This is a genomic window from Alteribacillus sp. YIM 98480 (assembly GCF_009765375.1).
Classification (GTDB): domain Bacteria; phylum Bacillota; class Bacilli; order Bacillales; family Marinococcaceae; genus Alteribacillus.
Genome location: NZ_VTOK01000002.1, coordinates 1 through 25,416, shown reverse-complemented (window position 1 = coordinate 25,416; position 25,416 = coordinate 1). Strand labels below are relative to the sequence as shown.

The following is a 25,416-nucleotide window of genomic DNA, read 5'->3' as shown; positions in this document are numbered from 1 at the left end:
TTTTTTATTATTTAGTAAACAACGACAAAACAGGTTCATAAAAAATTAATATACCAATGACCACAGCAGCAATGCTAAATACAAAAACTGCAGCAGCAGAAATATCCTTAGCCCGTTCTGCTAAAGGGTGATATTCATCAGTTACGAGATCGACGGTTCTTTCAATGGCCGTATTAACAATTTCTAAAGCCAGTACCCCGGCAATAACAACGATTAATATGATTAAGTGATGCAAAGAAATACGCAAAAGAAAAGCAATTACTACCACGAGCACGGCGAAAGCGGTGTGTAATTGCATATTCTGCTCTTTTGATAATACATATATTAATCCGCGGGAAGCATACTTAAAAGAACGAAAAAACCGTCCCCATCCTTTTTTCCCCCTATCTTTCAAGACCATAATCTCTCAAAATGGATTCTTGACGGATAAACATATCTTTCTCTGCTTCTGTGGTATCGTGTGTGTAGCCGAGTAAATGTAATAATCCGTGAGCGGCTAAGAATCCAAGCTCTCTTTCTAAACTGTGTCCATAAGCTTCAGCTTGCTCTTTAGCTTTCTCAAGACTAATCAATATATCTCCAAGTAAATTAGGAACGTTTGGATCATCAGGCATTTCTTCTTCATCATTTAATGCAAACGAGATAACATCGGTAGGTTTGTCGATCCCGCGGTATTGATGATTCATGCTTTGAATCGTTTTGTTATCTACAATAGTCACTGACAGCTCTGAATCTGCGGGTACTTGTTCACGTTCACAGCCCTTTTGAAGGATATTTTGCAGTAAGTTCATATCTTTATCAGTCAAGGATCCAGTTTCATCAATTAGGTCTATTGTGACATTCATTATAGTCCTCCTAACCCGTGCTTCCGTTCGTTTTACTTTGGTTAGACTGCCTGCTGGAAAATCGAGAAGGCTCGGCTTCGTCATATGCATCTAGTATTTGCTGTACAAGCGTATGTCTAACTACATCAGTTGGCTGAAGGTACACCAATCCAATGGTTTGAATAGATTTTAAAATTTGCACAGCTGTTTTCAATCCAGACTGCTGGCCTTTTGGTAAATCAATTTGCGTAAGATCGCCATTAACTACCATTTTTGATCCAAAGCCAAGTCGGGTTAAAAACATTTTAATTTGCTCTTTTGTTGTATTTTGCGCTTCATCTAAAATGACAAAGGCATCTTCAAGTGTACGTCCTCGCATATACGCAAGCGGCGCGATTTCAATAGTTCCCCGCTCCATCAATCTGGCCGTATGCTCCACTCCGAAAATGTCATGAAGAGCATCATATAAAGGTCTTAAATAAGGATCAACCTTTTCTTTTAGATCACCTGGTAAAAAACCAAGACTTTCTCCTGCTTCTACTGCAGGACGAGTGAGAACAATTCGTTTTACTTTTCCATCTTTTAAAGCATTCACTGCCATGATTACAGCTAAATACGTTTTACCTGTCCCGGCTGGTCCAATTCCAAAAATGAGATCTTTATGCCTAATCGTATCAATATATTCTTTTTGTCCAAGCGTTTTTACAACAATTGGTTTCCCTTTAGTATTGACCGCAATTGTTTCTTGGTATAAATCTTCAAGTTGATCAAGCTTATCTTCCTGCGCTAATTGGATCGCATAAATAATGTCTCGTTCAGAGAGCTTCATTCCGTTTCTTAACATGCGAATAAGCGCATCGAGTACTTCTTTTATTAAATTTGCAGTATTATCAGACCCTGAAACGATCAATGATTCGCCTCTAGTAATAATGGAGACATTCAATTTTTCTTCCATACGTTTTAAATGTACATCATTAGGTCCGAACAACATTTGTATTTCGTTTGTATCTTTTACTTGGAGTGAAATAACTTGCTTTTCTGTCAATCTTCTCATTCTCCTTGGATGATCGGTGCTTCCGATGTAATGTCTTCTAATACTTGGTAATGCATAACTAATTTTACTTTACCATTCTGAGACTCCTCGTGCAAAATTTTCCCCTCTTTAATAACAGCTTCTCCACCTAGCCGGTTTTTTATTTTGTTTTCAGCTGCATGCTTTGCTTGTCGAAATGTTTCCTTACTAGAAGAAGATTGATTAACTATGTTACTTTCTTGAAAGGTCGTTACATTCCAATTGATAGGAAATACTTTTCCCCACAATTCTAAATCGTATTTTCTATCGCTTTTTTTATATACATCAAATGCTGATTCTGCAGAAAATCCCCAAATTGGAAGTTCATATCCAAACATTTTTAAGAAGTATTTTTTTTCCGATTCACCTGTTAGTGTATCTGCTTGAGGTTTCATAGGAATTTCAACTGATACCTTGTACCATGTTTCACCTAACACCTCTCCTTTCGCTGCTACGGTTCTAGCGTGTTTATCTTTTCCAATAAAACCAGATATAAGAATGTCTCCTTCGTGAACAAGCTCATTTTTCTTTACTAAGACCTGTCCTTTTTCAGCATAAATAGTATTTATAACCGCTGTTTTTTTTGCGATAATATGGCGGGGTGCTGGCAGTGTTTCTTTTTCTGGAAGTGATTGTTCAACCACTTCAAAATGGTAGGTTGTCCCTCTTTTCTCCACTCCAATCCATGTTGTGCCTTCTGTTTTGTCAAGAATCTCTTTTTGAATTTCTTCAGGAGAAGGTAAGAAAAACGCAAATGTTCCCGTCGTTATTCCCATGTCTTGAAGGTTTTTCTGTATGTTATGTTCTAAAACCGGCTGTGCTCCTTCTATTTCAATTTTCCAAACCATTTGCGATAACAATATTAACAATATTATAAACATTAGCATTCCGGCTATGAAACCTGCTCTCTTTTTCATCAGAGTAGTGTATTTTTCAATTAAAGAAACTTTTAATACCTCAACTTCACAGTCACTCTCTTCTGCAATTCGTTCTAAATACGAAAGTTCAGATGATGGAATAAAACATTCCATGCTTTCTCCTTCAGCACGCGTAATGTTTTTAATAATAACTCCTTCTCTTAAACACTGATTAACTACAGCTTCAGTATAATTACCAGTTAATTTGACGTATATATCAGAAGGTCCATGTCGTCTATTCATGTGCTCCTCCCGTTTCTCTTCCATTTAAATAACGAACTTCATCAATCGTTCCTTCTAATAATAATTCGTTTGGAAGAATGGTTTTTATTACAAAGTCTTTCCCTTTTATGGATAGCTCACCATACGAAAGTTTCAACCGCACAAGTTCTTTAGAAAAGTGCAAAACTCCGCGGTGATTTTCAACATGCAAGTGAAGCTGTCCTATCATCGTTAGACGAGGCACGTCCAAGAGTACGTCTTCTGGCAGGTTCATTTTACCGGTTACCCATTGTTTAGCGGATTGTTTCCAGCGCTCCAACATCCACATGCCCCCCTCTAATTCTATTCATATGACAGATGCATTTTATGTATCACCATTTAAAGAACTTGGCTTCGGCTAAATATTTATACAAAAAGCAGGGTCCCTGTTAAATGGTTGTACAGTTTTCATAAATATTGAAAATTCGGCTTGTATGTAAAGGAAACTGCCTAACAAAAGGTCAACGGCTGTAGTCGTACCACCTCCAGTACGTTAAATCCTTGCTTATATTATTTATAAACCTTATACTTTGAAATAAAAAAGCTGAGTCAAATTGACTCAGCTTTTTTTATAATATTTTCGGTAAAAATTATTCGCATGAGGCCGGCGGGCTTTCGGCTCACTTAAAATTTCAGACCAAATGACTCCGTTGATTGCTTCTTTCCGTGAAATAGAAGCAAACCGAGACCGAGAAATACTGCGTGATTGCTGGGCTATTGGTACATCGCTGCCAATCCCCTCATCAAACACCGGAGAAGCTTCTATATTTTTCATTTTTTCTTCCGCTGTCTCTCTTTTTTTTCTAAGTTCTTCTATTCTCTCCTTATATTGTTCATGCGTTTTGCTTATTTCTTGGTTTTCTGGTTTGACTAATTCTGCTTCTGCCTCCGGTACTGGTTTTGTCGGACGTCTGTGTTCGGGAACGTCATTTCGATCACTTTCCTGTTGAAAAATTGTTTCCCAATCTACTTCTTTTCTGTTGGTGTCTTCCTGCTTTGTTTTCTTATTTGCTTCTTCTTGCTGCTTGTTTCGATTGAAGACGGAAATAAGCCCGCCAATTAAAAGAGCAATGAAAAGAAAGTTATTCATTAATAATTCAAAAATGGCTTCCAAGGGTGCACCCCCTAAATGTACAAGCTGTTATTATCTGTTTTTAGTTGGTCCTGAATTATCATACCCGTCTTCATTACTTTTTGTTTCTTTACCGATGGATTCTCTCATATCTGTGTCAGCACTAACGTTTTGGATATTCATATAATCCATGACGCCAAGGTTCCCTGATTTAAGAGCCTCAGCCATAGCCATTGGAACTTCAGCTTCGGCTTCTACTACCTTCGCGCGCATTTCTTCTACTTTCGCTTTCATTTCTTGCTCATGAGCCACAGCCATCGCACGGCGTTCTTCCGCTTTAGCCTGAGCAATTTTCTTATCTGCTTCAGCTTGATCTGTTTGAAGCCCTGCACCGATGTTTTTGCCAATGTCGATATCAGCAATATCGATAGATAAAATTTCAAAAGCTGTACCTGAATCAAGTCCTTTTTTAAGGACAGTTTGTGAAATCATGTCTGGATTTTCTAACACAGCTTTGTGATCGGTAGAAGAACCTATTGTTGAAACGATACCTTCCCCAACCCTTGCAATAACTGTATCTTCTCCAGCCCCCCCAACGAGACGGTCGATATTAGCCCGAACGGTGATCCGCGCTTTTGCTTTCACTTCAATTCCGTCCATTGCTACACCTGCTATAAAAGGTGTTTCAATAACTTTTGGATTTACGCTCATCTGTACTGCTTCCAGCACGTCTCGTCCTGCTAAATCAATCGCCGCACAACGCTCGAACGTAAGCTCGATGTTGGCTCTTTGAGCAGCAATAAGGGCATTAACTACACGGTCTACATTACCACCTGCAAGGTAATGGCCTTCGAGTTTGTTTAACTCTATATCCAAGCCAGCTTTTTCAGCCTTAATCAGCGGGTTTACAACCCTTGCTGGAATAACTCTTCTAAGCCTCATTCCCACCAATTGAAAAATTCCAATTTTCACTCCGGCGGCAAGTGCGGAGATCCACAACATAACCGGAACAAATGTAAATAATACGGCAAGGGCAATTAGTACCAATGCCAATACAATAATTAAAGTTAAGTCAAATGACATGTCCAATTCTATTCCTCCTCTTTTATACTAAAGATTTCTAACAATAATTCTTGAACCTTGTACCGCTACGATTTTCACATTCTTACCTTGTTCAATATATCCTCCTTCCGTTACAACGTCAAGTCTCTCCTCCCCGACTAAAATAGAACCAGAAGGACGCAGAGGTGTTAATGATTTCCCCGTTTTTCCCACTAGCTCGTTGCGGCTGACATTGGAAATATACCCTTCGTTTGTATTGACTGAATCTTCAAGAACCAACCGTTTCATTGGTCCTTTTTTTCCGAATACACTAAAAAGAAGAGCAGCAGCAGCTATAGATACGACGGCAGCAATTAAAATTGATAATACAATATTTAAGGTAGAAAAAGAAGCTAATATCATGCTGCCAATCATCGCTCCTATACCTAAAAACCCAAATATCCCAAACCCTGGAACAAAAAGCTCTATTATCAGCAGTACTAATCCCGCAACAAAGAGCACAATAGATTCCATTCCAGCGAATCCGGCAATAGCATGCCCGAAGAAAAATAAAAACAAAGAACCGGCCCCCATGATTCCTGGAATTCCAAATCCTGGAGAGTACAATTCAAGAATTAAACCCAGGCTTCCTACACTTAATAAGATTGGAATGATGATTGGGTTTGTAACAAAACGCGCAATATGTTCTGCAATAGAAACATCTGCTTCTTGAATCTCCGCATCTTCTAAATTTAAAGCCGAAAGCAACTCTACTCTGTCCTCTACAATATGTTCTGTGTAACCTACTTCTTCTGCTTCTGATGCAGTTAAAGACAAGAGACTTCCTTCTCCAGCACGATATTCTTCAAGATCAACGGAGGGGTCTGCCATAGCAATGGCGTATTCTGGATCTCTCCCATTTAACTCGGCAGCACCCTTCATATTTTTAATCCAAGCTGATTGAGCTTTATCACCGGCTGCGTTACCAGACCCATCTATAACCTGAGCTGCTCCCATTTCTGTGCTAGGAGCCATGGCTATCTCGTCAGCATTTAAAGCGATAAAAGCTCCAGCAGACATAGCTTCATCTGTTACAAAAGCAGTTGTAGGAACAGGCGCATTCCTAATAATTGCTGCGATATTTCCAGCTGCATCAACAGCTCCGCCAGGAGTATCAATTTCAAAAATAATATGATCAGCTCCTGCTTCTTCTGCTTCATTCACTGAACGCTCCAGAAAAGCTTCTAAGCCTCGTTCCACTGTTTGTTCTACTGGGATTACATACACTAAATCATTCGAAGAAGTTTGAGAATAACCTGGCTCTGAACTTGAAAAGAAAACAATGAAAAACAACAGGAAGACTATTATTTTATTATGCTTAAACATTCACTTCCCTCGTTTCCTACTCAATTAATCCTATATGTATGAAAGCAGCTAAAATAAAAGATCTTCTACACTTTACGGGCTGGTTAACAAATGGTTTCAAAAAAGTTGAGATATAACTAATTATACCACTTATGAGTTATTCTCTACCATAATACAGCATTCAGCGAATGTAAAAAGAGCACCTCCGCTCAGGAGATGCTCCTTCATTAAGATAAATGCTTTTGTACAAGCTGGTTCACTTGTGATCCATCTACTTTGCCTTTTACTTTAGGCATGACAGCAGACATCACTTTTCCCATATCGCTTTTTGAAGATGCCCCAGTGTCATGTATTACTTGCTTTACAATATCTTCAATTTCTTTCTCTGTGAGCTGTTCTGGCAAATACTCAGAGAGAATGATCAATTCTTCTTCCGTTTCTTTTGCCAAGTCCTCTCTGCCTGCTTTCTTAAACTCATGGAGGGAATCTTTCCGTTGTTTTTGTTCACGATTCAGCACATTGATCGCTTCTTCTTCATTCAAAGTTCTTCCAACTTTAATGGATTCATTTTGAAGGGAAGATTTAACCCCGCGAATAACAGAAAGCCGTTTCTTTTCTTTAGCCTTAAGAGCACTTTTCATATCTTCATTTAAACGATCCATGAGTTCCAGTGTTAAGCATCCTCTCTTAGAACTTTCGTTTTCTTGCCGCTTCTGATTTCTTCTTACGTTTCACACTCGGCTTTTCATAATGCTTTCTTTTACGAACTTCTGCCATAGTTCCTTCTTTAGAAAGCGAGCGCTTAAAACGGCGAAGAGCCGCATCGATATTCTCGTTCTTGCGAACCCGGGTCTCAGCCATATGATTCCCTCCCTCCGAACAACCAATACAGCCAATAGTCTATCAAAATATGAGAAATGCCTGTACACCAAATGGTCTCATAACAATTCTCCTCATAGTAGCTAAGCTATATTTTAACAGAAATATATTGGCCATTTTATCAAATTATAAAACAAAACAACAAAAAAAGCAATAAACCTTTGCTCTATATTAATAATAACAATAGTATTATTAATAAAAAATTAACTAACTAAAGCAAATAAAAATTAATAGCCAGCAAATCCTTCTTCTCCCGACACAATAGCAGTTCCAGAGCTAGTTCCAATTCGGTCGGCGCCTGCTTCTATCATCGCCAGCACAGTTTCTTTATCACGAACGCCGCCGCTTGCTTTAACTTTTGCTTGTTCACCAACTGTTTTTTTCATGAGCTTAACGTCTTCTATCGTTGCACCGCCACCTGCAAAACCAGTAGAAGTTTTCACAAAATCTGCTCCTGCTTCTACTGCTATACGACAAGCGGTTTCTTTTTCTTCTGTCGTCAGCAATATGGTTTCGATGATAACTTTTACGATTGCTTTTTCCCTTGCAGCTTCTACAACTGCCTCTATATCAGCTTTAACAAAACTCTCATCTCCACTTTTTAACGCACCAATGTTTAGCACCATATCAATTTCAGAAGCTCCATTAAGAATCGCACTTTTTGTTTCAAACGCTTTTACTTCCGGCATGGTTGCTCCCAAAGGAAAGCCGATGACCGTACATACCTTTACCTTTGAGTCCTTTAAAACTTCAAACGCTGCAGGGACCATAGATGGATTAATACAAACGGAAGCAAATTCGTATTCTTTTGCTTCTTTTGCAAGTGTAATGATTTGGTCTGCAGTAGATTCAGGTTTTAACAACGTATGATCAATTAAACGGGCTAAAGACATCATTAACTATTTAATCCTTTCTGTACGTGATATTTAAGCTAATATCATTTCTTCATGGTCATCTGCTGCACGCACAAATTCACCATTATTGTAAGGATACCCAGGTTGTATTATTTTCACTTTAACAATTTTTCCAATCATGTCTTCATTACCAGTAAATCTTACTTTCATATAGTTAGAAGTGTAGCCAGTTAAAAGTCCTGATTCTTTATCTTTTTCTTCCGGTATTACTTCAAGCACACTACCTTCGTACAAAGAAGCATATTCTTTAGCTAATTGATTAGAAAGCTCTATTAAGTCGTGTACTCTTCGATTTTTCTCATCATCTTCTACTTGATTGTCCATACGTGCTGCTGGCGTACCTGTTCTTTTTGAATAAGGAAACACATGTAATTCTGAAAACTTATTGTCCGCAATAAATTGGAAAGTTTCCTTAAACTCTTCATCACTTTCTCCAGGAAAACCGACAATAACATCAGAAGTTACAGCAAGCCCTGGAAGTGCTTTTTTCAACTTCTCTAATCTTTCAGCAAAAAATTCCGTTGTATATTTTCTTCTCATACGTTTTAACACAGAATTCGAACCTGATTGGAGTGGAATGTGCAGATGATTGACAATCTTTTTCGACTGTCCAATAACTTCAATTACTTCATCTGTTATTTGACTAGCTTCAATAGATGAAATACGAATTCGCTTTAGGCCATCTACTTCTTCTAGCTCTTTTAGCAAATCAGATAAGCTGTAATTTTTCATATCTTCACCATAACCGCCCGTATGAATACCAGTTAAAACTATTTCTTTGTAACCAGCATTCACCAGCTGTTTGGCTTGGGAAAGAACATCTTCAGGTTTTCTTGAACGGAGCAGTCCTCTTGCCCATGGGATAATGCAAAATGTGCAAAAGTTGTTGCAGCCTTCTTGAATTTTCAAAGAAGCTCTTGTTCTGTCTGTGAAATGAGGAACATCTAGTTCTTCATATACTCTGGTTTTCATAATGTTTTTAACGCCGTTTATAGGTTCTCGTTCTTTTTTATATTTTTCAATATATCCAATCATTTTCGAACGGTCCTGTGTACCGACAACAATGTCTACTCCAGGTATATCCATAATTTCTGCCGGAGAAGTTTGTGCGTAACAGCCGGTTACACAAACAACAGCCTCCGGGTTTTTTCTAACAGCTCTACGAATGACTTGCCGGCTTTTTTTATCTCCGGTGTTTGTGACAGTACATGTATTAATTACGTAAACATCTGCCCGTTTTTCAAATTCAGTCTTTTCATACCCTTCATTTTTAAAAAGCTGCCAAATAGCTTCCGTTTCATAATGATTGACTTTACAGCCAAGAGTATGGAAGGCGACAGTTGCCATAACATTCACCTCAGTAATTCATATTGATAGGATAAAGCAGCCAATAGGTACAACGAAGCGGATTCACTTCGTAAAATTCTCGGCCCCAAACTTATATTTCGAAAACATTCTTTTCTATATGCTGATGCCTCTTCCTCACTCACCCCTCCTTCAGGGCCAATTAATGCCAAAAGCGAGGCAGGTGAAGAGTCCAGTACTTCTGAAAGGTCACTATGATGCTTTTTCTTCGCGTTTTCTTCATACAAAAACACATTCGCCTCATGATTCTGTTTTTCTTTTAACATTTCTTTCCAAGAAGAAAAAAATGTAACCGAAGGAATAATCAGCCTTCCTGATTGTTCTGCCGCTTCTTTTGCTATTTTTTTAAGCCGTTCTAGCTTTTTATTAATTTTTTTTCCATCCCATTTTACCACAGATCGTTCTGCAGAAAAGAGGTAGAAATCAGAAGCCCCAAACTCAGTACCTTTTTGAATAACAAGGTCTAGTTTATCTCCTTTAATTAATCCTTGAGCTATTGTTACATGGAGGGGCAGCTCACTGTTCTCATGTATTTCCTTGATAATATCGGCTTTCACAAACTCTTGCTCAATATCATTAATTTGGGATACAACTTGCCTGCCTTGATTATTAAGGCAAACTATTTTTTCTCCTGGTGCCATTCTCATTACTTTTGTAATATGCTTAACATCTTCTCCTGTCACAGTGACATGAGAATCTGTCATATTTTCAGGTTTTACAAAATACCTTTGCATAGAAGCCACTCCAGCTGCTATTAATTTTTTTGCGCTACAAAAGCAACCCAATCTTCCATTTCTATTGTTTCCTTAATTATAAAGCCATGTTCCATCAATGCTGCTTTTACTACTTCTTTTTTACTAGAAATAATGCCAGATGTAATAAAATATCCACCAGTACGCAGTAAGTGATATGACTTTTCAATCATTCGAAGAATAATATCGGCCAGTATATTTGCAACAATGATATCTGCGTACTCTTCCCTCTGTTCAAGCAGATTATTCTGATTCACTTCAATAATATGTTCTGTATTATTAAAGGAAGCATTAAGGCGGGCACTTTCAACAGCCGTTTCGTCTACATCGAGAGCCTGGACTTCTTTTGCCCCAAACTTAGCAGCTGCTATAGAAAGAATCCCAGAACCTGTTCCTACATCTATAACAGATTCTCCACCCTTTATTATACGTTCTAGTGCTTGTAAACAAAGAACAGTTGATGGGTGCGTCCCCGTACCAAACGCCATACCTGGGTCCAATTCGATAACGTGTTCATCGGTGGATACAGGCTGATAATTTTCCCAACTCGGAGCAATCGTTAAAGATTGAGTTACCTTTACTGGCTTATAATACTTTTTCCATGCTTCTGCCCAATCTTCTTCATGTACTTCTGTTAAGGTTACTTCATTTTTCCCAAGGTCAATATTATGAAGAAGTAAATCATTAATAGACTGCTTTACTTCTTCGGCTGTTTCTTTGGCAAAACTATTCACTGGAAAGTATGCCTTTACTAACACTCCTTCTTCGGGATAATCCTCCGAGGAAAGTTCATAAATTTCATCCTCGGTTCCATCCCATTCCTTTTCAAGGTCATTCGAGTCTTCTATAACAACTCCGCTTGCCCCTGACTCATGTAAAATGTTAGATATAGGCTCAACTGCCTCTTGTGTTGTATGAACACCAAATTCAATCCATTTCACTATTCCCACCTGCTCCATTAAGAAAAGCGCGAGTGTTCTAGTCAGCCGAACAAAGCCCCCTTTAGAAACTGCTTCTTCGCTAATTATTAAATTTCATAAAGGGGACTTTTTTCCATATAAGTTTAAATAGCTGTTCATGGAAATTCTGTTTTAATAGCACGTCTTCATACTTAATACATTCGGAGACTGGGCGCTGCAGCTAGAACAATGCGCCATCCTGTAGTATTAAAAGTTATTCTCCCCTAAACGCTCGTTTCACTTTTTCAAAAAAATTATGGCTCTGCTCATCTACCTGTTCATCACCGCTCTGTTCTGAAAATTCGCGGATAAGCTCTTTTTGTTTTTCATTAAGTTTTTTAGGTGTTATCACTCGAACTTTAACATGCTGGTCTCCTTGTCCTCGACCATGGACATTAGGAATTCCCTTCCCGCGAAGACGGAAACTTGTACCCGTTTGCGTACCTGCCGGTATTTTCAATTTCACTTTACTGCGAAGAGTTGGCACTTCAATCTCATCACCTAAAGCTGCTTGTGCAAATGTCAGCGGCATCTCACAATATACATCATCACCATCTCGTTCAAAAAATTCATGAGGCTGGACATTAAATACGACGTATAGATCACCTTGAGGTCCGCCGTTTGCTCCAGGCTCCCCTTGACCAGCAACTCTTATCTGTTGTCCATGATCTACACCAGCCGGAACTTTAATGCTGATTTTTTTATTTTTACGAATTTTTCCGTTCCCACCGCAGGTAGTACATTTTTCTTTAATCATTTTTCCTGTGCCTTGACAGCGGTCGCAAACTCGTCTGTTCACTACACGGCCAAACGGTGTATTTTGTTCAATGTTCAATTGTCCTGCACCGCCGCATTTCGTACAGGTTTCAGGTTGCGTACCAGGCTTAGCACCGCTGCCGCTGCATGTGCTGCACGTTTCTTCTCTAGGAATTTCAATTTCTGTATCTTTACCAAAGGCAGCTTCTTTAAAAGTTAGTGTCATGGTGTATTGTAAATCAGATCCTTGCCGGGGTGCATTTGGATCTCTTCGACCGCCTCCAAAAAACATATCAAAAATATCACCAAAGCCACCAAAGTCTCCAGCACCTCCAGCACCGCCAAATCCTTGATTCGGATCAGCATGGCCAAACCTGTCATAATTCGCTTTCTTTTGAGGATCACTAAGCGTATCATATGCTTCTTTTACTTCTTTAAATTTTTCTTCTGCATTTTCTTCTTTATTTACGTCAGGGTGATATTTACGGGCAAGTTTCCTATATGCTTTTTTTATCTCATCAACCGAAGCATTTTCGTCCAACCCAAGTACTTCATAATAATCACGTTTACTCATGTTTCTTCACTCCCGTTCCCTAGTCCATAACGATAATCATATCATTATCTTTAAAAGTTATTCAACTCCATTAGAAAAGCTCGGCTTGCCGCTTGTTAACAAAACCGCCTAAAGAAAAATCGCCAATTGGTGAGCGTAAAAGGCGAAAACAGAGATGTAGTTGCCCTTAATATTATCTAATAATGCAAAACGCTAAATCCTGCGGCAACGGCGGCATTAGTATATCCTGTAAGGTGGATTGCCGAGATTCCCTGTAGATCAGCATATTTTATGCATTCATTCTTAACAATGCAAAAAAAGGGGCTGGCCCGGAATGTTAGCACAGCTTTACCTTCCATTGGGACAGCCCCTAATACCGATCAATCTATTCTATTACCTTTATTTCATTCAATTCCCTACGGCAGGGGGGAAGAGACGGTAGTTTTATATTAAAGAAGGTTCTCCCCAGAAGTAATATTTATTAATCTTTTTTCTCGTCATCTTCCACTTCTTCATAATCTGCATCCACCACATCGTCAGCTGAATTATTTTCTGTATTTTCATTTTCAGCACCTTGTGCTTGCTGCGCCTGTTGAGCGGCTTGCTCATACAATTTCGTAGACAGCTGCTGAACGATTTCTTGCAGTTCATCTTTTGCTGTTCTAATTGCTTCAATATCATCGCCTTCAAGCGCTTCTTTCACTTTATTTTTGGCCTCTTCAGCTTTATCCTTTTCAGATTGGTCTACATTATCACCAAGGTCTTCAAGTGTTTTTTCTGTAGTGAATACTAATTGATCTGCTTCGTTTCTAACTTCTACTGCTTCTTTACGTTTTTTATCTTCTTCTGCGTTTTCTTCTGCGTCTTTAACCATTTGATCAATTTCATCTTCGGAAAGGCCGGAAGACGAAGTGATTGTAATGGATTGTTCTTTATTCGTACCTAAATCTTTGGCACGCACATTTACAATTCCGTTTGCATCAATATCAAAAGTTACTTCGATTTGCGGAACACCACGAGGAGCTGGCGGAATATCAGTCAGCTGAAAACGACCTAAGGTTTTATTATCAGCTGCCATTTCACGCTCTCCTTGTAGCACATGAATATCAACTGATGGCTGGTTATCTGCTGCTGTCGAGAATACTTGTGATTTACTAGTTGGGATGGTTGTATTTCGTTCAATCAGTTTTGTAGAAACACCGCCCATTGTTTCAATTCCTAATGAAAGCGGAGTTACATCTAATAGAACGACATCTTTTACGTCCCCAGCCAGTACACCAGCTTGAACAGCTGCACCGAGTGCTACTACTTCGTCAGGATTAACGCCTTTATGAGGATCTTTTCCTGTCAATTTCTTAATTGCATCCTGTACAGCTGGAATACGTGTTGAACCACCGACAAGAATAACTTTATCCACTTCACCTGCACTCAAACCTGCATCTTGCAGAGCCTGGCGTGTAGGTTTCATTGTTTTCTCTACTAAATGGGAAGATAATTCATCAAACTTAGCACGTGTCATCGTAATTTCAAGATGTTTTGGTCCGCTTGAGTCTGCAGTAATAAACGGTAGCGAAATTTGAGTTTGAGATACACCGGAAAGGTCTTTTTTCGCTTTTTCTGCAGCGTCTTTTAAGCGCTGTACCGCCATTTTATCTTGGGAAAGATCGATACCATTTTCTTTTTTGAATTCAGATACAAGGTGGTCAATAATCACTTGGTCAAAATCATCCCCGCCAAGCTTGTTGTCACCTGAAGTAGATTTCACTTCAAAAAATCCATCCCCAAGTTCTAGAATAGATACGTCAAATGTTCCTCCACCAAGGTCATATACCAAAATGGTTTGATCCTCTTCTTTTTCAAAACCATAAGCTAAGGATGCTGCTGTCGGTTCGTTCACAATACGCTCAACCTCAAGACCTGCAATTTTTCCAGCGTCTTTTGTAGCTTGACGCTGAGAGTCATTAAAGTAAGCAGGTACAGTGATGACAGCTTTTGTTACTGTTTCACCAAGATAGCTTTCCGCGTCACTTTTTAATTTCTGCAAAATAATTGCTGATATCTCTTGAGGTGTGTATTCTTTTCCCTCTACCTCTTCTTTATGATCTGTACCCATGTAACGTTTGATGGATTGAATCGTATTAGGATTGGTAATGGCTTGACGCTTAGCTACTTCACCTACTTGACGTTCTCCATCTTTGAAAGCCACTACTGAAGGGGTTGTTCGATTTCCTTCCGGATTTGGAATGACTTGTGCTTCTCCGCCTTCCATCACTGCTACACAAGAATTTGTTGTTCCAAGGTCGATACCAATAACTCTGCTCATTGTCTTGTCAGCCTCCTATTAAAATCAACTATGTAGTTTATGCGTTAACCTTAACCATAGCTGGTCTAATTACTTTGTCTTTTAGTTTATATCCCTTTTGCAATTCTTCCACGATCTGATTTGATTCAAATCCTTCTTCCTCAACCTGCATTACAGCTTGATGCTGATGGGGATCAAATGTCTGTCCTTTTGTTTCAATAACTTCAAGCCCTTCTTTTTGCACAGCTTCTAAGAATTGAGAATATACCATATTCACCCCTTCTAGCAAAGAAGATGCTTCTTCACTTTCTGGGGAAGCACTGATAGCCCGCTCAAAGTTATCTAACACGGGAAGAAGCGATTCAATAAGATCTTGAGCTCGATATTTTGCTGCCTTTTCTTTTTCCTCTTTTGCCCTGCGTCTTACATTGTCAAGGTCTGCCTGGGCTCTCAAGGAACGGTTCTTCCACTCTTCTGCCTCTTGTTTTAATCTTTCTATTTCTTGTTGTTCTTCTGTTTCATTTATTTCATCAGATGACTTCTCCTCTTGGGAAAGTGTCTCTTCCTCTTGTTGAGATTCATCCTCATGAACATCTTCCATTGAAGTGGTTTCCTCAGCAGTTGCTTCTTGTTCCATAGACTCTTCTTTCACTTCATTCACCTCCCGTATTTGCTTTATTATTAAGAAAAGCGCGTACGCCCCCGGTCAAATTAAGTTCTGTTAAATACTCATTTAATCCATGCCTAGTCTAGAGCTTAGCACCGACAATAGGCAGCAGCAGCGCGCAAAACTTTTAAGGTTTGAAAAAAGCCTAAATCCCGCCAATTCTTCATGACGAAATAGACAGGATAAGACTTTAACTCATTTACATAGAGAGAGGAGAGAATAAACTCTCCTGTAACCAAAAATATATATTATCATTAGTTGCCGCTAGTATACAAGTTTGTTAAAGCATCTGACAGTCCTTTGGACAAGTGCTGAATTAACCCAATAACTCTAGGGTATTCCATTCTTGTTGGTCCAACAATTCCAATGGTGCCGACCGGTTTTCCGTCAAAAGAATAAGTGGCTGAAATAATACTACAATCTTCAAAAGCCTCGTAATTATTTTCTTGCCCAATACGAATGACTAATCCATCTTGTTCAGGTTTCAATAGTTCATGTACTGTATGGTCTTGTTCAAGTATTTCAAAAATCATTTTTACTTTTTCTATATCTTTAAATTCTGGTTGAGACAGTAAATTCGTTTTTCCACCGTAAAACACTTTTTCTTGTTTACTTTTTTGCAATGTCTCTTCCGTAAAACGGAAAGCATCGTGGAAACTGTTTACGTGCTGCTTTAAAAGTCCAGCCACTTCTTTATAGATTTTTTCTTGCAGCTTATAAAGCGGTACACCTTCTAAGCGGTCATTTAAAATATTAGCGATCTTTTCAAGATCAGTGCTATTTAATGACTCAGGAAGTGTGACTGTATGATTTTCCACATGACCGGTATCAGTCACAAGAATAGCTACTGCAGCTTGAGCATTTAGTGGAATAATCTGTACATGTTTTAGCTTCGATTCAAATACTTCAGGACCTAACACAATAGATGCATAACTTGTTAAATCAGACAAAATAGTCGCAGATTGCTTAACAACTTGTTCTGCTTCCAAAATCTTTTCAGCAAAAAGAGATCTTACATTTTGAATCTCTTTTTTTGAAAGACGGTGAGGAAGCAGCAAATGATCTACATAATGACGGTATCCTTTTTCCGAAGGGATCCTTCCAGAGGAGCTGTGTGGTTTTTCCAGAAAACCAAGCTCTTCTAAATCAGCCATTTCATTTCTAATCGTAGCAGGACTATAACTCATCCCGTCACTTTTAGAAATACTCCTAGAACCAATTGGCTCAGCTGATTGAATGTAGTTGTCTATAATTGCCTGTAAGATAAACAATTGGCGGTCTGTAAGCATGCCAACATCACCTCTGTTAGCACTCTTGATAAACGAGTGCTAAATCTATTGTAAAGTTATCAAACGGTTAGGTGTTTGTCAATCCACAAACTTGAGATTTTTCAACTATTATTTTCTTTTTAACATTACTCAAACAGAAACCTCTCAAATACTTCATTACCTAACAAGCGTCCTTTTTTTGTTAAATGCAAAGAACTGCCTGTGTCCTTTAACAGCTCTTTATGCTGCAGGTCTTGAATAGCTTCTTGAAAAACATCAAAGTATGAGCTGCCGTACTTCTTTTTAAAAATTTCTTCCTTAACACCTTTTTTCATACGAAGCCCCATAAACATTTCTTCTTCCATCATTTCTTGTGTTGTAACTTTATGTGTTTCTTTGACAGCAGATTCACCTTGTTGAAGGGCCTTAATATAATGTGTCAAAGGGGCTATGTTAGCGTAACGGTTTCCATTAACATACCCATGTGCCCCTGCTCCAAATCCAAAATACTCTTTGTTTTCCCAATACACTTGGTTGTGCCTGCTTTCAAATCCCTTTTTAGCAAAATTACTGATTTCATACGTGTCATACCCCGAAGCTTGCAGCCTTGAAACCAATTCTTCATACATTTGAGCCTCTTTATCTTCAGGGATTGTTTGCAGTTTTCCTTGACGCTGCCAATTATAAAACATTGTTTTTTCTTCTATTTTTAAAGAATAAGCAGAAACATGAGGTATATTCTGATCTAACATTGTTGCAATCGTTTCCTGCCACATTTGCATGGTTTGGCCAGGCAATCCAAACATTAAATCAATAGAAATGTTCTCAAATCCTGCTTCACGTGCAAGATCTATCGTTTTCAAAGCTTCTTTGGCAGAATGGCTTCTGCCTATTTTTTTTAACAAAGAACTATCAAAGCTTTGAACTCCAATACTTAATCTATTAACTCCGAGGCTTTGCATTAACTGTAATTTATCTAATCCTGCTTCACCCGGATTAACCTCTACCGTAAATTCCAATTCATTTTCAAGTAACGGCGCATTGCTTTTTATATCGAGAATTACTTTCTCTAATTCATCATTATTTAAAGCCGTTGGAGTTCCTCCTCCTATATACACTGAGCTAATAGACTGTCCCTGGTTAATAGAAAAAGTATCTCTAATCTCTTTACCTAATGCGTCCACATAATCGTTAACGGGCTGATTTTCTAAATAAAATTTGTTGAAGTCGCAATAAAAACATATTTGCTTACAAAACGGAATATGAACATAAATTGCTGATGGTGCCATTTCATCACCTTCTTTTAAAAAAAGCATCAAATCAAACGTGTATACTGGTGTCAGCCTTTCATGAAAAGAGAGGTTCTCTCCTAAGCGAGAAAAACTGGAGCCATAAAGACATTTGCCAGTTTAACAGAAATCCCGCTACATGAGACAACCTCTTGCGTTCAAGACTTAACATATTAGTCATCATTATCCATTCGAAGAACAGACATAAATGCTTCTTGTGGAATGTCAACTTTCCCAACACTTTTCATGCGTTTCTTTCCTTCTTTTTGCTTCTCGAGAAGCTTTCTTTTTCTTGTAATATCTCCGCCATAACACTTCGATAAAACATTTTTACGGATAGCTTTAATGTTAGAACGCGCAATAATTTTTTGTCCGATGCTCGCTTGAACAGGAACTTCAAATTGCTGACGGGGAATTAATTCTTTAAGCTTTTCAACGATCGATTTTCCACGTTCATAAGCTGAGTCTCTGTGCACAATGACAGATAATGCATCTACTGTTTCCCCGTTTAATAAAATATCCATTTTGACCAAATTAGATTCTTTATAGCCTATAAACTCATAATCAAACGAAGCATAGCCTTTTGTGTTTGATTTCAGCTGATCAAAAAAGTCATATACAATTTCTGTTAAAGGAAGATTATAAATGATATTAACGCGATTTTCATCCATATACTGCATGTCTACAAACTCACCGCGCTTTTTTTGACATAGTTCCATTACAGCTCCTACGAAGTCGTTTGGCACCATCACGGTAGCTTTCACGAACGGTTCTTCCACTGATTCTGTTTTTTGCGGATCAGGCATGTTCGATGGATTATCGATTTCAAGTATTTCCCCATCCGTTAAATACACATTGTATATTACACTTGGAGCCGTCGTAATTAATTCAATACCATATTCTCGTTCGATTCTTTCTTGCAATATTTCCATATGAAGAAGCCCCAAAAATCCGCAGCGAAAGCCAAAACCCAAAGCTTGGGATGTTTCTGCTTCGTATTGAAGAGAGCTGTCATTTAATTCTAATCTTTCTAACGCGTCCCTCAATGAGTTATAGTCATTGGCGTCAACCGGATACATTCCACAGAAAACCATCGGATTCATTTTTTTGTAACCGGGCAGGGGATTATCTGCAGGTTTATCGGCACTTGTAATGGTATCTCCGACACGTGAATCACTTACATTTTTTATCGATGCAGTTAAAAACCCAACGTCCCCTACGGTCAGTTCATTACAAACAACAGGCTTAGGTGTAAATACCCCTACTTCTGAAACTTCAAATACTTTATCTGTTGCCATCATTTTTATTTTTTGACCGGCTTTAATCGTCCCTTCTTTCACCCTAATATAGGCAATAACGCCTCGGTATGTATCATAAAGCGAATCAAAAATGAGTGCTTGCAGCGGCGCTTCCGGATCTCCAGCAGGCGCAGGGATGTTTTCGACAATTTGACTCAAAATTTCCTCTGTGCCAATGCCGCTTTTTGCAGAAGCATGCACAGCATCTGAAGCATCTAACCCGATTACATCTTCAATTTCTTGTTTTACTCGTTCTGGTTCAGCACTTGGAAGATCAATTTTATTTATAACCGGGATAATCTCGAGATCATTGTCTAGAGCTAAATATACATTAGCCAGAGTCTGCGCTTCAATGCCTTGGGCAGCATCTACAATTAAAAGGGCCCCTTCACAAGCAGCCAGACTCCTTGAAACTTCATATGAAAAATCTACATGTCCAGGTGTATCAATTAAATGAAAAATATACTCTTCCCCATCCGTATGTTTATGCTTGAGCTGAACTGAATTTAGTTTTATAGTAATACCTCTTTCCCTTTCTAAATCCATAGCATCAAGCATTTGATCTTTCATTTCTCTTTGCGTTAATGCACTAGTAGATTCCAACAACCGGTCAGCCAGGGTGGACTTACCATGGTCGATATGGGCAATAATAGAAAAATTCCTAATCCTGCTTTGCCGTTCTTTTCTTTCTCGATTGTTCATTCTATACTCACTCCTATTAGAAAAACATGACTTTTTGGCAATCTTAATGACGATAAACGTAGTTTGTCTTTTACAGGTTAAGAAAAGTACCAATACTTTTAAAGCCTCATCCCATGGATGAGGGAAAATCACCTTTTTTGTTGAGGTGTGGGCCAACATGAAAAATCTATGAATAAATCGCTGTAGAGAATACTACAGCGATTTCCGTACTAAAGCACTAATGTCTATTATATCAATGGAGCAAGGGTTCTTCAATATTTACCGTAATGCTAAAAGACTGGCTTTAATTACCATTGGAGGAAGGATTAAAAACGTCAAGAGACTGTCCAATATTGGAAAATATATTTTCGGCTCCTTTTTCTTTTATACCCGCTTGCTTCTTTAATAGATCAGAAGCAAGATCGTCACTATTTTCTTGTTCTTCTTTCTTTAACTCCATTACTTGCTGCTCTTCTTCAACTAAATCTGAATCCCCTTTTGCATCCAGCCAATGACTTTGTGCATAGTGATAACCGGTAATCATTCCGGACATAAAGAGTAAACCTGCACCTAACAAAAGCGTTACGAACCGCACTTTACTCCTCTCCCTCCACAGATTCTGCTTCAAAATATTGCTCACTTATTACTTCAGCCAATATTTCTGTTGTTCGATATGTCTCTTCTAAATTATTCTCCATTCCGCCCATCTCCACTAAAACGGAGTTTTTGGAAAGATCTTGGTTATAACGACCATTGGATCCGCCCCCGCCTTTTGTTATAACCCCTCTGCTTAAACCTGGATAATTTTCTTCTAATTTATTATGAAGCTCCGTCGCCATTTCTAAATTTTTCTCATAATCAGGATTATTCTCGCCTATAACAAACATTGTCCTAGCTAACGTTTCACCATTTATAGTTACTGTTGTGACGTCACGCGTTTGAGAGTCACGATGAAGATCAAAGAAAAGTTCTAACTCTTCATTTTGAGAAATAGCTTCTTGTAAAACTTCTCTGGAAACATCATATGATTGAGGAAAATCCCATCCATTTTCATGTAGTTTCTGTTCAATATCCGTTTTATTCACTTTGGTACTGATTCCTCGTTTTTCAAGTTCTTGTCCGAGGCGATCGCCTACGAGTGTAATATTAACCTCCGGATGAAAAGCTACATCTGTTCCTTCTTCTAATTCAGGTAAATATGATTCTCTGCTGTGCGAATGAATAATATGAGCAATAGGATTTTCCCCTGCCGCTTCCTGATTAGGACTATCTTCGGTTTTTTCAGCAATCTCGAGCCTTTTAGAAGTTGCTTCTCTTTCTTCCATCAGCACTTCCATAGGCGGAGCAGATTCCACCGGCATATTTGTAAAATCAGTACCATCCCCAGCGACTATGATTTTACCGTCAAATGAAGCAAATCCCGGCAGTTCTCGTCCAAGTAAAGTTCTAGGATCTTTTATATCAAGCCTTGTGACAAATTCAAACACCATACTAGATACTGCCGGATTTGTTATTTCATCTGCATTTAAAAAATAACGATTTTCATAGATAAAAAAAGCTGCTAAAAGTTCGTTTTGAACATGAGAACTCCAAGCATGCAGATTACGGGAAGAAAAATATTTGTCTTGTTCCACAGAAGTTAAAACAGCTATTAAAAACATAATAAATAAGTATCCGGTTAAACATGCAATGATAATTTGTTTAAAACTTGTCCTATTTAAGCTTACATTTTTTTTCTTAAAATTAGGGGTCATCATTCCTTCCTCCTTGCTCTAATCTATGAGTTCCACCTGCTAGATTAGAACCTGTAAGGTGCAAATAAGAAGGAACAAAACACTCGGTTTTTTGACAAGTATTTCTGGTTAAAACTGTTGTATTACATGTAAAAAACTCGCCAATTGGCGAGTTTTTTAAGCAATGACATCATTTTATTGAATTCTATCTGCCGAACCAACATGCGCGAAATAAAGCAGCTTTCTATTTTGTATACGTACCGGTACTATTTTGTGAAATACTTCCATGAAGGGCAGCATTAAGACCTTCTGATATTACGTTTGCCATATCACGCATAAATACGTCGACTTCCTTCGGTGTTACCATCAAATTATGTCCTAATGGAGCAAGCACTTCTTGTATTAATTGGCGTTTTTCTATATCTTCTAATCCTCCAATCATACCAAGCATAGCTTTTCTCTCTTTTTCTTCGGGCAAATCTTCATCCGTTAATTCTCTTTTCTCCCCGAATGTCATTCCGGCAGGAGTTAATGCTTTTCCTGCAGTATCTTCTGTATTCATCTCTTTTCCCAGGTGTTTTAAAATAAAATCAATCGTATCACTGGTGATAGAGACAGCATCTACCACTGTCGGTATACCAATGGCAATAACCGGTATTCCGAGAGTCTTTTTACTTAATTCTTTTCTTTTATTACCTACTCCTGAGCCCGGATGAATCCCTGTATCAGAAATTTGGATTGTTGTATTTACTCGTTCTATTGACCGTGATGCCAAAGCATCTATTGCAATAATAAAATCTGGTTTTGTTTTATCGATAACAGCCGAAATAATATCACTCGTTTCTACACCTGTCATGCCCATTACCCCAGGTGCAAATGCACTTACCGGCCGAAAACCATCTTCTACGTGTTCAGGTGCTTCTTTAAATAAATGTCTAGTAATGACAAGTTTGTCTACTACCATCGGTCCAAGAGCGTCTGGCGTAACGTTCCAATTTCCAAGTCCAGTTACGAGACAAGAAGCATCTTTTGAAATATTTAACTGATCCATAAAGGCAGAAAATTCCCGAGCAAATATTTCTTCCACTTTTTGTTGAAGTTTTGTATCTTGTTTTCTTATCCCTTGCGCTTCGAAAGTTAAATATTCTCCTGGCTTTTTACCAGTTTGTTTTGCCCCAGCTTCTTTTATTTTCACTCTCGTAATTTTAACCCCATTTTCTTCTTTCTCCTGGATCCAAATACCTTTTTCTGTATTTTTAGGAGTTCCCTGTAGTTCTTTTTCTTCTAATAATTCTTTTTCTTCAATCGCCAAATCTGTACGGACAGAATAAGCTGACAAATCTAATTGTTTTCCCATCATTGCACCCGCTTTCTTGCAGCACTCTTTGTCTTTTAATTCTTAGTATGAGAAAGCTTTCTCAATTTATTCTTATCTTGCGCCTCTAAGTGTTTTTTGTTAGAATCCTCTTGAGTTCCTATTGGTCTTTAAGATTAATGGAACACTACAAGGAGGTGACTAATATGGCAAACATTAAATCTGCTAAGAAACGTGTACTTACTAACGAAAACAGACGCGTGAAACATCAAGCGTTTAAAACATCAATGCGTTCGGCGGTTAAGGAATTTAATAAAAAAGTTGACAATAAAGATTTGGAAGGTGCCAAAGAACTTTTCCAACTTGCTACAAAAAAAGTTGATAAAGCCGCTGATAAAAAGATGATTCACAAAAACGCTGCAGCGCGTACGAAATCAGACATGCAGCAACGATTAAATAAAATTGCTCAATAAGTAAACAAAACGACTCCCTAAAGAGTCGTTTTTTGTTTATAATTATTATGAAAGCCCACGATTTTTGCTATACCTAATTCTACCCGAAGAGATTTATCCATTTTTCCCGTTTTCATTTCATAATCTGCATCAGCCAACTCTTTTAAAATGTATTTAAGTGCAATGTCATCAAAATTTTTTATTTGCCCCTCGGCTATTTTTACAGCAAAGGGATGGACCTTTAGTTGAGATGCCATTTTTTTGCGTGAATAACCTCGCTGCTTTAATTGTTTGACTTGCAAAATCATGCGAAACTGTCTAGCAAGCAGCATTAAAATTTTAATCGGTTCTTCGTTTTGCTTCAATAAATCAAAATATATACGAAGAGCTTTTTCTGAACGGCCTTGCACGACATGGTCTACTAATTCAAACACATTATCCTCAAGCGTTCTTGCGACTAATTTTTCAACAATATCGACTGTTATTTCATTTGATTCCGTTACATATAAGGAGAGTTTATCCATCTCTGAAGCAAGCATCATCATCTCTTTTCCCGCTAACTGTACCAATAATTCTTTGGCTTCGTGTGTAAGATAAAGCTGATTTTCTCTTGTATAGGTATCTATCCATTGAAACATTTTAGCTTCATCGTACGGAGCAGCTTCTAATACCATTCCTTGCTTTTTTAGTTTCTTCACGATTTTTTTTCGTTCATCTAATTTTTCATATGATACCGTTACGATCATAATTGTTTCATTCGGAGGATTGTCTAGGTATTGTTCAAAAGTGGGTAAATGGTGTTCTATTTTTTCTTTATCTTTAACGCCCGTTAAAAAATAACAGTTTCTTAATAGAATCACTCTTTTTTCTCCAAAAAACGGCAATGTTTCTCCTTCTTCTACGGCGGCCTCTACAGGCATTTCTTTCATATCATAAATCGAATAGTTAAAATCTCTTTCCTCTTCTGTTAAAACAGAAGAAACAATTTTTTCCGTAATGTCTTTAATGAAAAAATCTTCCTTACCATATAATAAGTATACTGGCTTGACTCCTTTTTGTTCTATATCTTTAGAAAGCTGCATATGATCCATATAATCCGCACTCCATTTATCATACTAATTGTCTTCTTTATCTATCGTATCCATTACGTTTGTATTTCGCAATGATGATTCTAAAGAGGACTAATCATGGAGAAAAGGAAAGTGCTTTATTCAGCACTTTCCATTTATGATAAACGTTGATAAAAAGGCCTAGGAACCCTTCTCATCAACGATGTTCATCTTTTCTCTTTTAGGATATCCTATGTTTGCCGTGCTTATAGGTGACAACTCTTTACAGCAAGGCCAATGTCCTCCTGCTGCTCTTTTTAAGTAATATAAGATTTTTTATGTCATTATGGATTTTTGCAGACGCTTGTCTTATACTAGGAAAAGAGTGCACTAGCAAGGAGGGATTCATTGTGAATCAGTTTGAAAAAGACGTACAAAGTAAACGGAATGATTTTAATGACTCCGTGGTAGCCTTTATAGCATCCTTTGTATTCTTTTCCTTAATTTTCATCGTTGCTACAGTAGTGGATGTTGCTAGCAATTTTTAATCAGCATCACCCAAACAAAAGAGGCTGGGACAAAACCCAGTAATTAAAAAGAGTGGTCCTCGCCAATACGTTGGTGAGGACCAC

General features: G+C 38.1%; 26 protein-coding genes. 2 read left to right on the top strand and 24 right to left on the bottom strand.

The genetic code is table 11. From position 1 onward, the window contains the following. Positions 1 to 7 precede the first annotated feature (7 nt). The 23 genes from FZF09_RS02750 to gpr form a co-directional block, all read right to left on the bottom strand. Positions 8 to 400: a diacylglycerol kinase family protein gene (locus FZF09_RS02750; RefSeq protein WP_158735063.1), complete on the bottom strand. Its 393-nt coding sequence runs from the start codon at positions 398 to 400 to the stop codon at positions 8 to 10. After that, complete coding sequence (ybeY, locus tag FZF09_RS02745; protein ID WP_158735062.1) at positions 384 to 845, bottom strand: rRNA maturation RNase YbeY; 462 nt, start codon at positions 843 to 845, stop codon at positions 384 to 386. The genes FZF09_RS02750 and ybeY overlap by 17 nt, the downstream gene beginning before the upstream one ends. A gap of 10 nt (positions 846 to 855) precedes the next feature. Continuing rightward, positions 856 to 1,869 carry a PhoH family protein gene (locus tag FZF09_RS02740; protein ID WP_158735061.1) on the bottom strand — a complete coding sequence of 338 codons (1,014 nt, stop codon included), beginning with the start codon at positions 1,867 to 1,869 and terminating at the stop codon, positions 856 to 858. Between the two features lie 5 nt (positions 1,870 to 1,874). After that, a complete protein-coding gene (yqfD, locus tag FZF09_RS02735; RefSeq protein ID WP_158735060.1) occupies positions 1,875 to 3,056 on the bottom strand; it encodes a sporulation protein YqfD in 1,182 nt (393 codons plus the stop codon). Continuing rightward, positions 3,049 to 3,357 (bottom strand): sporulation protein YqfC, encoded by a 309-nt coding sequence (yqfC, locus tag FZF09_RS02730; RefSeq protein ID WP_158735059.1) that lies wholly within the window; start codon positions 3,355 to 3,357, stop codon positions 3,049 to 3,051. The genes yqfD and yqfC overlap by 8 nt, the downstream gene beginning before the upstream one ends. Positions 3,358 to 3,633: 276 nt before the next feature. Further along, positions 3,634 to 4,188: a hypothetical protein gene (locus tag FZF09_RS02725; RefSeq protein WP_158735058.1), complete on the bottom strand. Its 555-nt coding sequence runs from the start codon at positions 4,186 to 4,188 to the stop codon at positions 3,634 to 3,636. 30 nt (positions 4,189 to 4,218) lie between these two features. After that, the gene (gene floA, locus FZF09_RS02720) at positions 4,219 to 5,229 is read right to left on the bottom strand and encodes a flotillin-like protein FloA (RefSeq protein WP_158735421.1); all 1,011 of its coding nucleotides are present in this window, start codon (positions 5,227 to 5,229) and stop codon (positions 4,219 to 4,221) included. A 27-nt stretch (positions 5,230 to 5,256) separates the two neighbouring features. Further along, the gene (locus tag FZF09_RS02715; protein ID WP_158735057.1) at positions 5,257 to 6,573 is read right to left on the bottom strand and encodes an NfeD family protein; all 1,317 of its coding nucleotides are present in this window, start codon (positions 6,571 to 6,573) and stop codon (positions 5,257 to 5,259) included. A 206-nt stretch (positions 6,574 to 6,779) separates the two neighbouring features. Further along, positions 6,780 to 7,223: a GatB/YqeY domain-containing protein gene (locus FZF09_RS02710; RefSeq protein ID WP_158735420.1), complete on the bottom strand. Its 444-nt coding sequence runs from the start codon at positions 7,221 to 7,223 to the stop codon at positions 6,780 to 6,782. 16 nt (positions 7,224 to 7,239) lie between these two features. Next, positions 7,240 to 7,413: a 30S ribosomal protein S21 gene (gene rpsU, locus FZF09_RS02705; protein ID WP_091587149.1), complete on the bottom strand. Its 174-nt coding sequence runs from the start codon at positions 7,411 to 7,413 to the stop codon at positions 7,240 to 7,242. Positions 7,414 to 7,658: 245 nt separating this feature from the next. Beyond that, complete coding sequence (gene deoC, locus FZF09_RS02700) at positions 7,659 to 8,327, bottom strand: deoxyribose-phosphate aldolase (protein WP_158735056.1); 669 nt, start codon at positions 8,325 to 8,327, stop codon at positions 7,659 to 7,661. Between the two features lie 30 nt (positions 8,328 to 8,357). After that, entirely contained in the window at positions 8,358 to 9,692 is a 1,335-nt protein-coding gene (mtaB, locus tag FZF09_RS02695; protein ID WP_158735055.1) for a tRNA (N(6)-L-threonylcarbamoyladenosine(37)-C(2))-methylthiotransferase MtaB, read from the bottom strand. A gap of 5 nt (positions 9,693 to 9,697) precedes the next feature. Then, a complete protein-coding gene (locus FZF09_RS02690) occupies positions 9,698 to 10,444 on the bottom strand; it encodes a 16S rRNA (uracil(1498)-N(3))-methyltransferase (protein ID WP_158735054.1) in 747 nt (248 codons plus the stop codon). A 20-nt stretch (positions 10,445 to 10,464) separates the two neighbouring features. Further along, the gene (prmA, locus tag FZF09_RS02685) at positions 10,465 to 11,403 is read right to left on the bottom strand and encodes a 50S ribosomal protein L11 methyltransferase (protein WP_158735053.1); all 939 of its coding nucleotides are present in this window, start codon (positions 11,401 to 11,403) and stop codon (positions 10,465 to 10,467) included. A 232-nt stretch (positions 11,404 to 11,635) separates the two neighbouring features. Continuing rightward, complete coding sequence (dnaJ, locus tag FZF09_RS02680) at positions 11,636 to 12,751, bottom strand: molecular chaperone DnaJ (protein ID WP_158735052.1); 1,116 nt, start codon at positions 12,749 to 12,751, stop codon at positions 11,636 to 11,638. A gap of 460 nt (positions 12,752 to 13,211) precedes the next feature. Then, the gene (gene dnaK, locus FZF09_RS02675; RefSeq protein ID WP_158735051.1) at positions 13,212 to 15,053 is read right to left on the bottom strand and encodes a molecular chaperone DnaK; all 1,842 of its coding nucleotides are present in this window, start codon (positions 15,051 to 15,053) and stop codon (positions 13,212 to 13,214) included. 37 nt (positions 15,054 to 15,090) lie between these two features. Further along, entirely contained in the window at positions 15,091 to 15,669 is a 579-nt protein-coding gene (gene grpE / locus FZF09_RS02670; protein ID WP_158735419.1) for a nucleotide exchange factor GrpE, read from the bottom strand. 284 nt (positions 15,670 to 15,953) lie between these two features. Next, on the bottom strand, positions 15,954 to 16,988 hold the full coding sequence (gene hrcA / locus FZF09_RS02665) for a heat-inducible transcriptional repressor HrcA (RefSeq protein WP_158735050.1): 1,035 nt from the start codon (positions 16,986 to 16,988) through the stop codon (positions 15,954 to 15,956). Positions 16,989 to 17,113: 125 nt separating this feature from the next. After that, positions 17,114 to 18,256 carry a radical SAM family heme chaperone HemW gene (gene hemW / locus FZF09_RS02660; protein ID WP_158735049.1) on the bottom strand — a complete coding sequence of 381 codons (1,143 nt, stop codon included), beginning with the start codon at positions 18,254 to 18,256 and terminating at the stop codon, positions 17,114 to 17,116. Positions 18,257 to 18,429: 173 nt separating this feature from the next. After that, a complete protein-coding gene (lepA, locus tag FZF09_RS02655) occupies positions 18,430 to 20,256 on the bottom strand; it encodes a translation elongation factor 4 (RefSeq protein WP_158735048.1) in 1,827 nt (608 codons plus the stop codon). 283 nt (positions 20,257 to 20,539) lie between these two features. Further along, positions 20,540 to 20,830 carry a hypothetical protein gene (locus FZF09_RS02650; RefSeq protein WP_158735047.1) on the bottom strand — a complete coding sequence of 97 codons (291 nt, stop codon included), beginning with the start codon at positions 20,828 to 20,830 and terminating at the stop codon, positions 20,540 to 20,542. Position 20,831: 1 nt separating this feature from the next. Further along, positions 20,832 to 21,992: a stage II sporulation protein P gene (gene spoIIP / locus FZF09_RS02645; protein WP_158735046.1), complete on the bottom strand. Its 1,161-nt coding sequence runs from the start codon at positions 21,990 to 21,992 to the stop codon at positions 20,832 to 20,834. Positions 21,993 to 22,212: 220 nt separating this feature from the next. Further along, the gene (gpr, locus tag FZF09_RS02640) at positions 22,213 to 23,328 is read right to left on the bottom strand and encodes a GPR endopeptidase (RefSeq protein WP_370514417.1); all 1,116 of its coding nucleotides are present in this window, start codon (positions 23,326 to 23,328) and stop codon (positions 22,213 to 22,215) included. Positions 23,329 to 23,489: 161 nt separating this feature from the next. Between gpr and rpsT the strand changes: the two genes are divergently transcribed. Beyond that, on the top strand, positions 23,490 to 23,756 hold the full coding sequence (gene rpsT / locus FZF09_RS02635; RefSeq protein ID WP_158735045.1) for a 30S ribosomal protein S20: 267 nt from the start codon (positions 23,490 to 23,492) through the stop codon (positions 23,754 to 23,756). Between the two features lie 17 nt (positions 23,757 to 23,773). Here rpsT and holA read toward each other — a convergent pair whose 3' ends face one another. After that, the gene (gene holA / locus FZF09_RS02630; RefSeq protein WP_158735044.1) at positions 23,774 to 24,826 is read right to left on the bottom strand and encodes a DNA polymerase III subunit delta; all 1,053 of its coding nucleotides are present in this window, start codon (positions 24,824 to 24,826) and stop codon (positions 23,774 to 23,776) included. A gap of 368 nt (positions 24,827 to 25,194) precedes the next feature. Here holA and FZF09_RS02625 point away from each other — a divergent pair, with 368 nt between their 5' ends. Beyond that, the gene (locus FZF09_RS02625) at positions 25,195 to 25,332 is read left to right on the top strand and encodes a YqzM family protein (RefSeq protein ID WP_158735043.1); all 138 of its coding nucleotides are present in this window, start codon (positions 25,195 to 25,197) and stop codon (positions 25,330 to 25,332) included. The last annotated feature ends 84 nt before the right edge of the window (positions 25,333 to 25,416 follow it).

Excerpts from the sequence above, each read along its gene's own strand:
- FZF09_RS02750 (WP_158735063.1), bottom strand. The coding sequence starts at position 400 with ATGGTCTTGAAAGATAGGGGGAAAAAAGGATGGGGACGGTTTTTTCGT.
- ybeY (WP_158735062.1), bottom strand. The coding sequence starts at position 845 with ATGAATGTCACAATAGACCTAATTGATGAAACTGGATCCTTGACTGAT.
- yqfD (WP_158735060.1), bottom strand. The coding sequence starts at position 3,056 with ATGAATAGACGACATGGACCTTCTGATATATACGTCAAATTAACTGGT.
- yqfC (WP_158735059.1), bottom strand. The coding sequence starts at position 3,357 with ATGTTGGAGCGCTGGAAACAATCCGCTAAACAATGGGTAACCGGTAAA.
- floA (WP_158735421.1), bottom strand. The coding sequence starts at position 5,229 with ATGTCATTTGACTTAACTTTAATTATTGTATTGGCATTGGTACTAATT.
- FZF09_RS02715 (WP_158735057.1), bottom strand. The coding sequence starts at position 6,573 with ATGTTTAAGCATAATAAAATAATAGTCTTCCTGTTGTTTTTCATTGTT.
- rpsU (WP_091587149.1), bottom strand. The coding sequence starts at position 7,413 with ATGGCTGAGACCCGGGTTCGCAAGAACGAGAATATCGATGCGGCTCTT.
- deoC (WP_158735056.1), bottom strand. The coding sequence starts at position 8,327 with ATGATGTCTTTAGCCCGTTTAATTGATCATACGTTGTTAAAACCTGAA.
- mtaB (WP_158735055.1), bottom strand. The coding sequence starts at position 9,692 with ATGGCAACTGTCGCCTTCCATACTCTTGGCTGTAAAGTCAATCATTAT.
- FZF09_RS02690 (WP_158735054.1), bottom strand. The coding sequence starts at position 10,444 with ATGCAAAGGTATTTTGTAAAACCTGAAAATATGACAGATTCTCATGTC.
- dnaJ (WP_158735052.1), bottom strand. The coding sequence starts at position 12,751 with ATGAGTAAACGTGATTATTATGAAGTACTTGGGTTGGACGAAAATGCT.
- dnaK (WP_158735051.1), bottom strand. The coding sequence starts at position 15,053 with ATGAGCAGAGTTATTGGTATCGACCTTGGAACAACAAATTCTTGTGTA.
- grpE (WP_158735419.1), bottom strand. The coding sequence starts at position 15,669 with ATGGAACAAGAAGCAACTGCTGAGGAAACCACTTCAATGGAAGATGTT.
- hrcA (WP_158735050.1), bottom strand. The coding sequence starts at position 16,988 with ATGCTTACAGACCGCCAATTGTTTATCTTACAGGCAATTATAGACAAC.
- hemW (WP_158735049.1), bottom strand. The coding sequence starts at position 18,256 with ATGGCACCATCAGCAATTTATGTTCATATTCCGTTTTGTAAGCAAATA.
- lepA (WP_158735048.1), bottom strand. The coding sequence starts at position 20,256 with ATGAACAATCGAGAAAGAAAAGAACGGCAAAGCAGGATTAGGAATTTT.
- spoIIP (WP_158735046.1), bottom strand. The coding sequence starts at position 21,992 with ATGATGACCCCTAATTTTAAGAAAAAAAATGTAAGCTTAAATAGGACA.
- gpr (WP_370514417.1), bottom strand. The coding sequence starts at position 23,328 with ATGATGGGAAAACAATTAGATTTGTCAGCTTATTCTGTCCGTACAGAT.
- rpsT (WP_158735045.1), top strand. The coding sequence starts at position 23,490 with ATGGCAAACATTAAATCTGCTAAGAAACGTGTACTTACTAACGAAAAC.
- holA (WP_158735044.1), bottom strand. The coding sequence starts at position 24,826 with ATGGATCATATGCAGCTTTCTAAAGATATAGAACAAAAAGGAGTCAAG.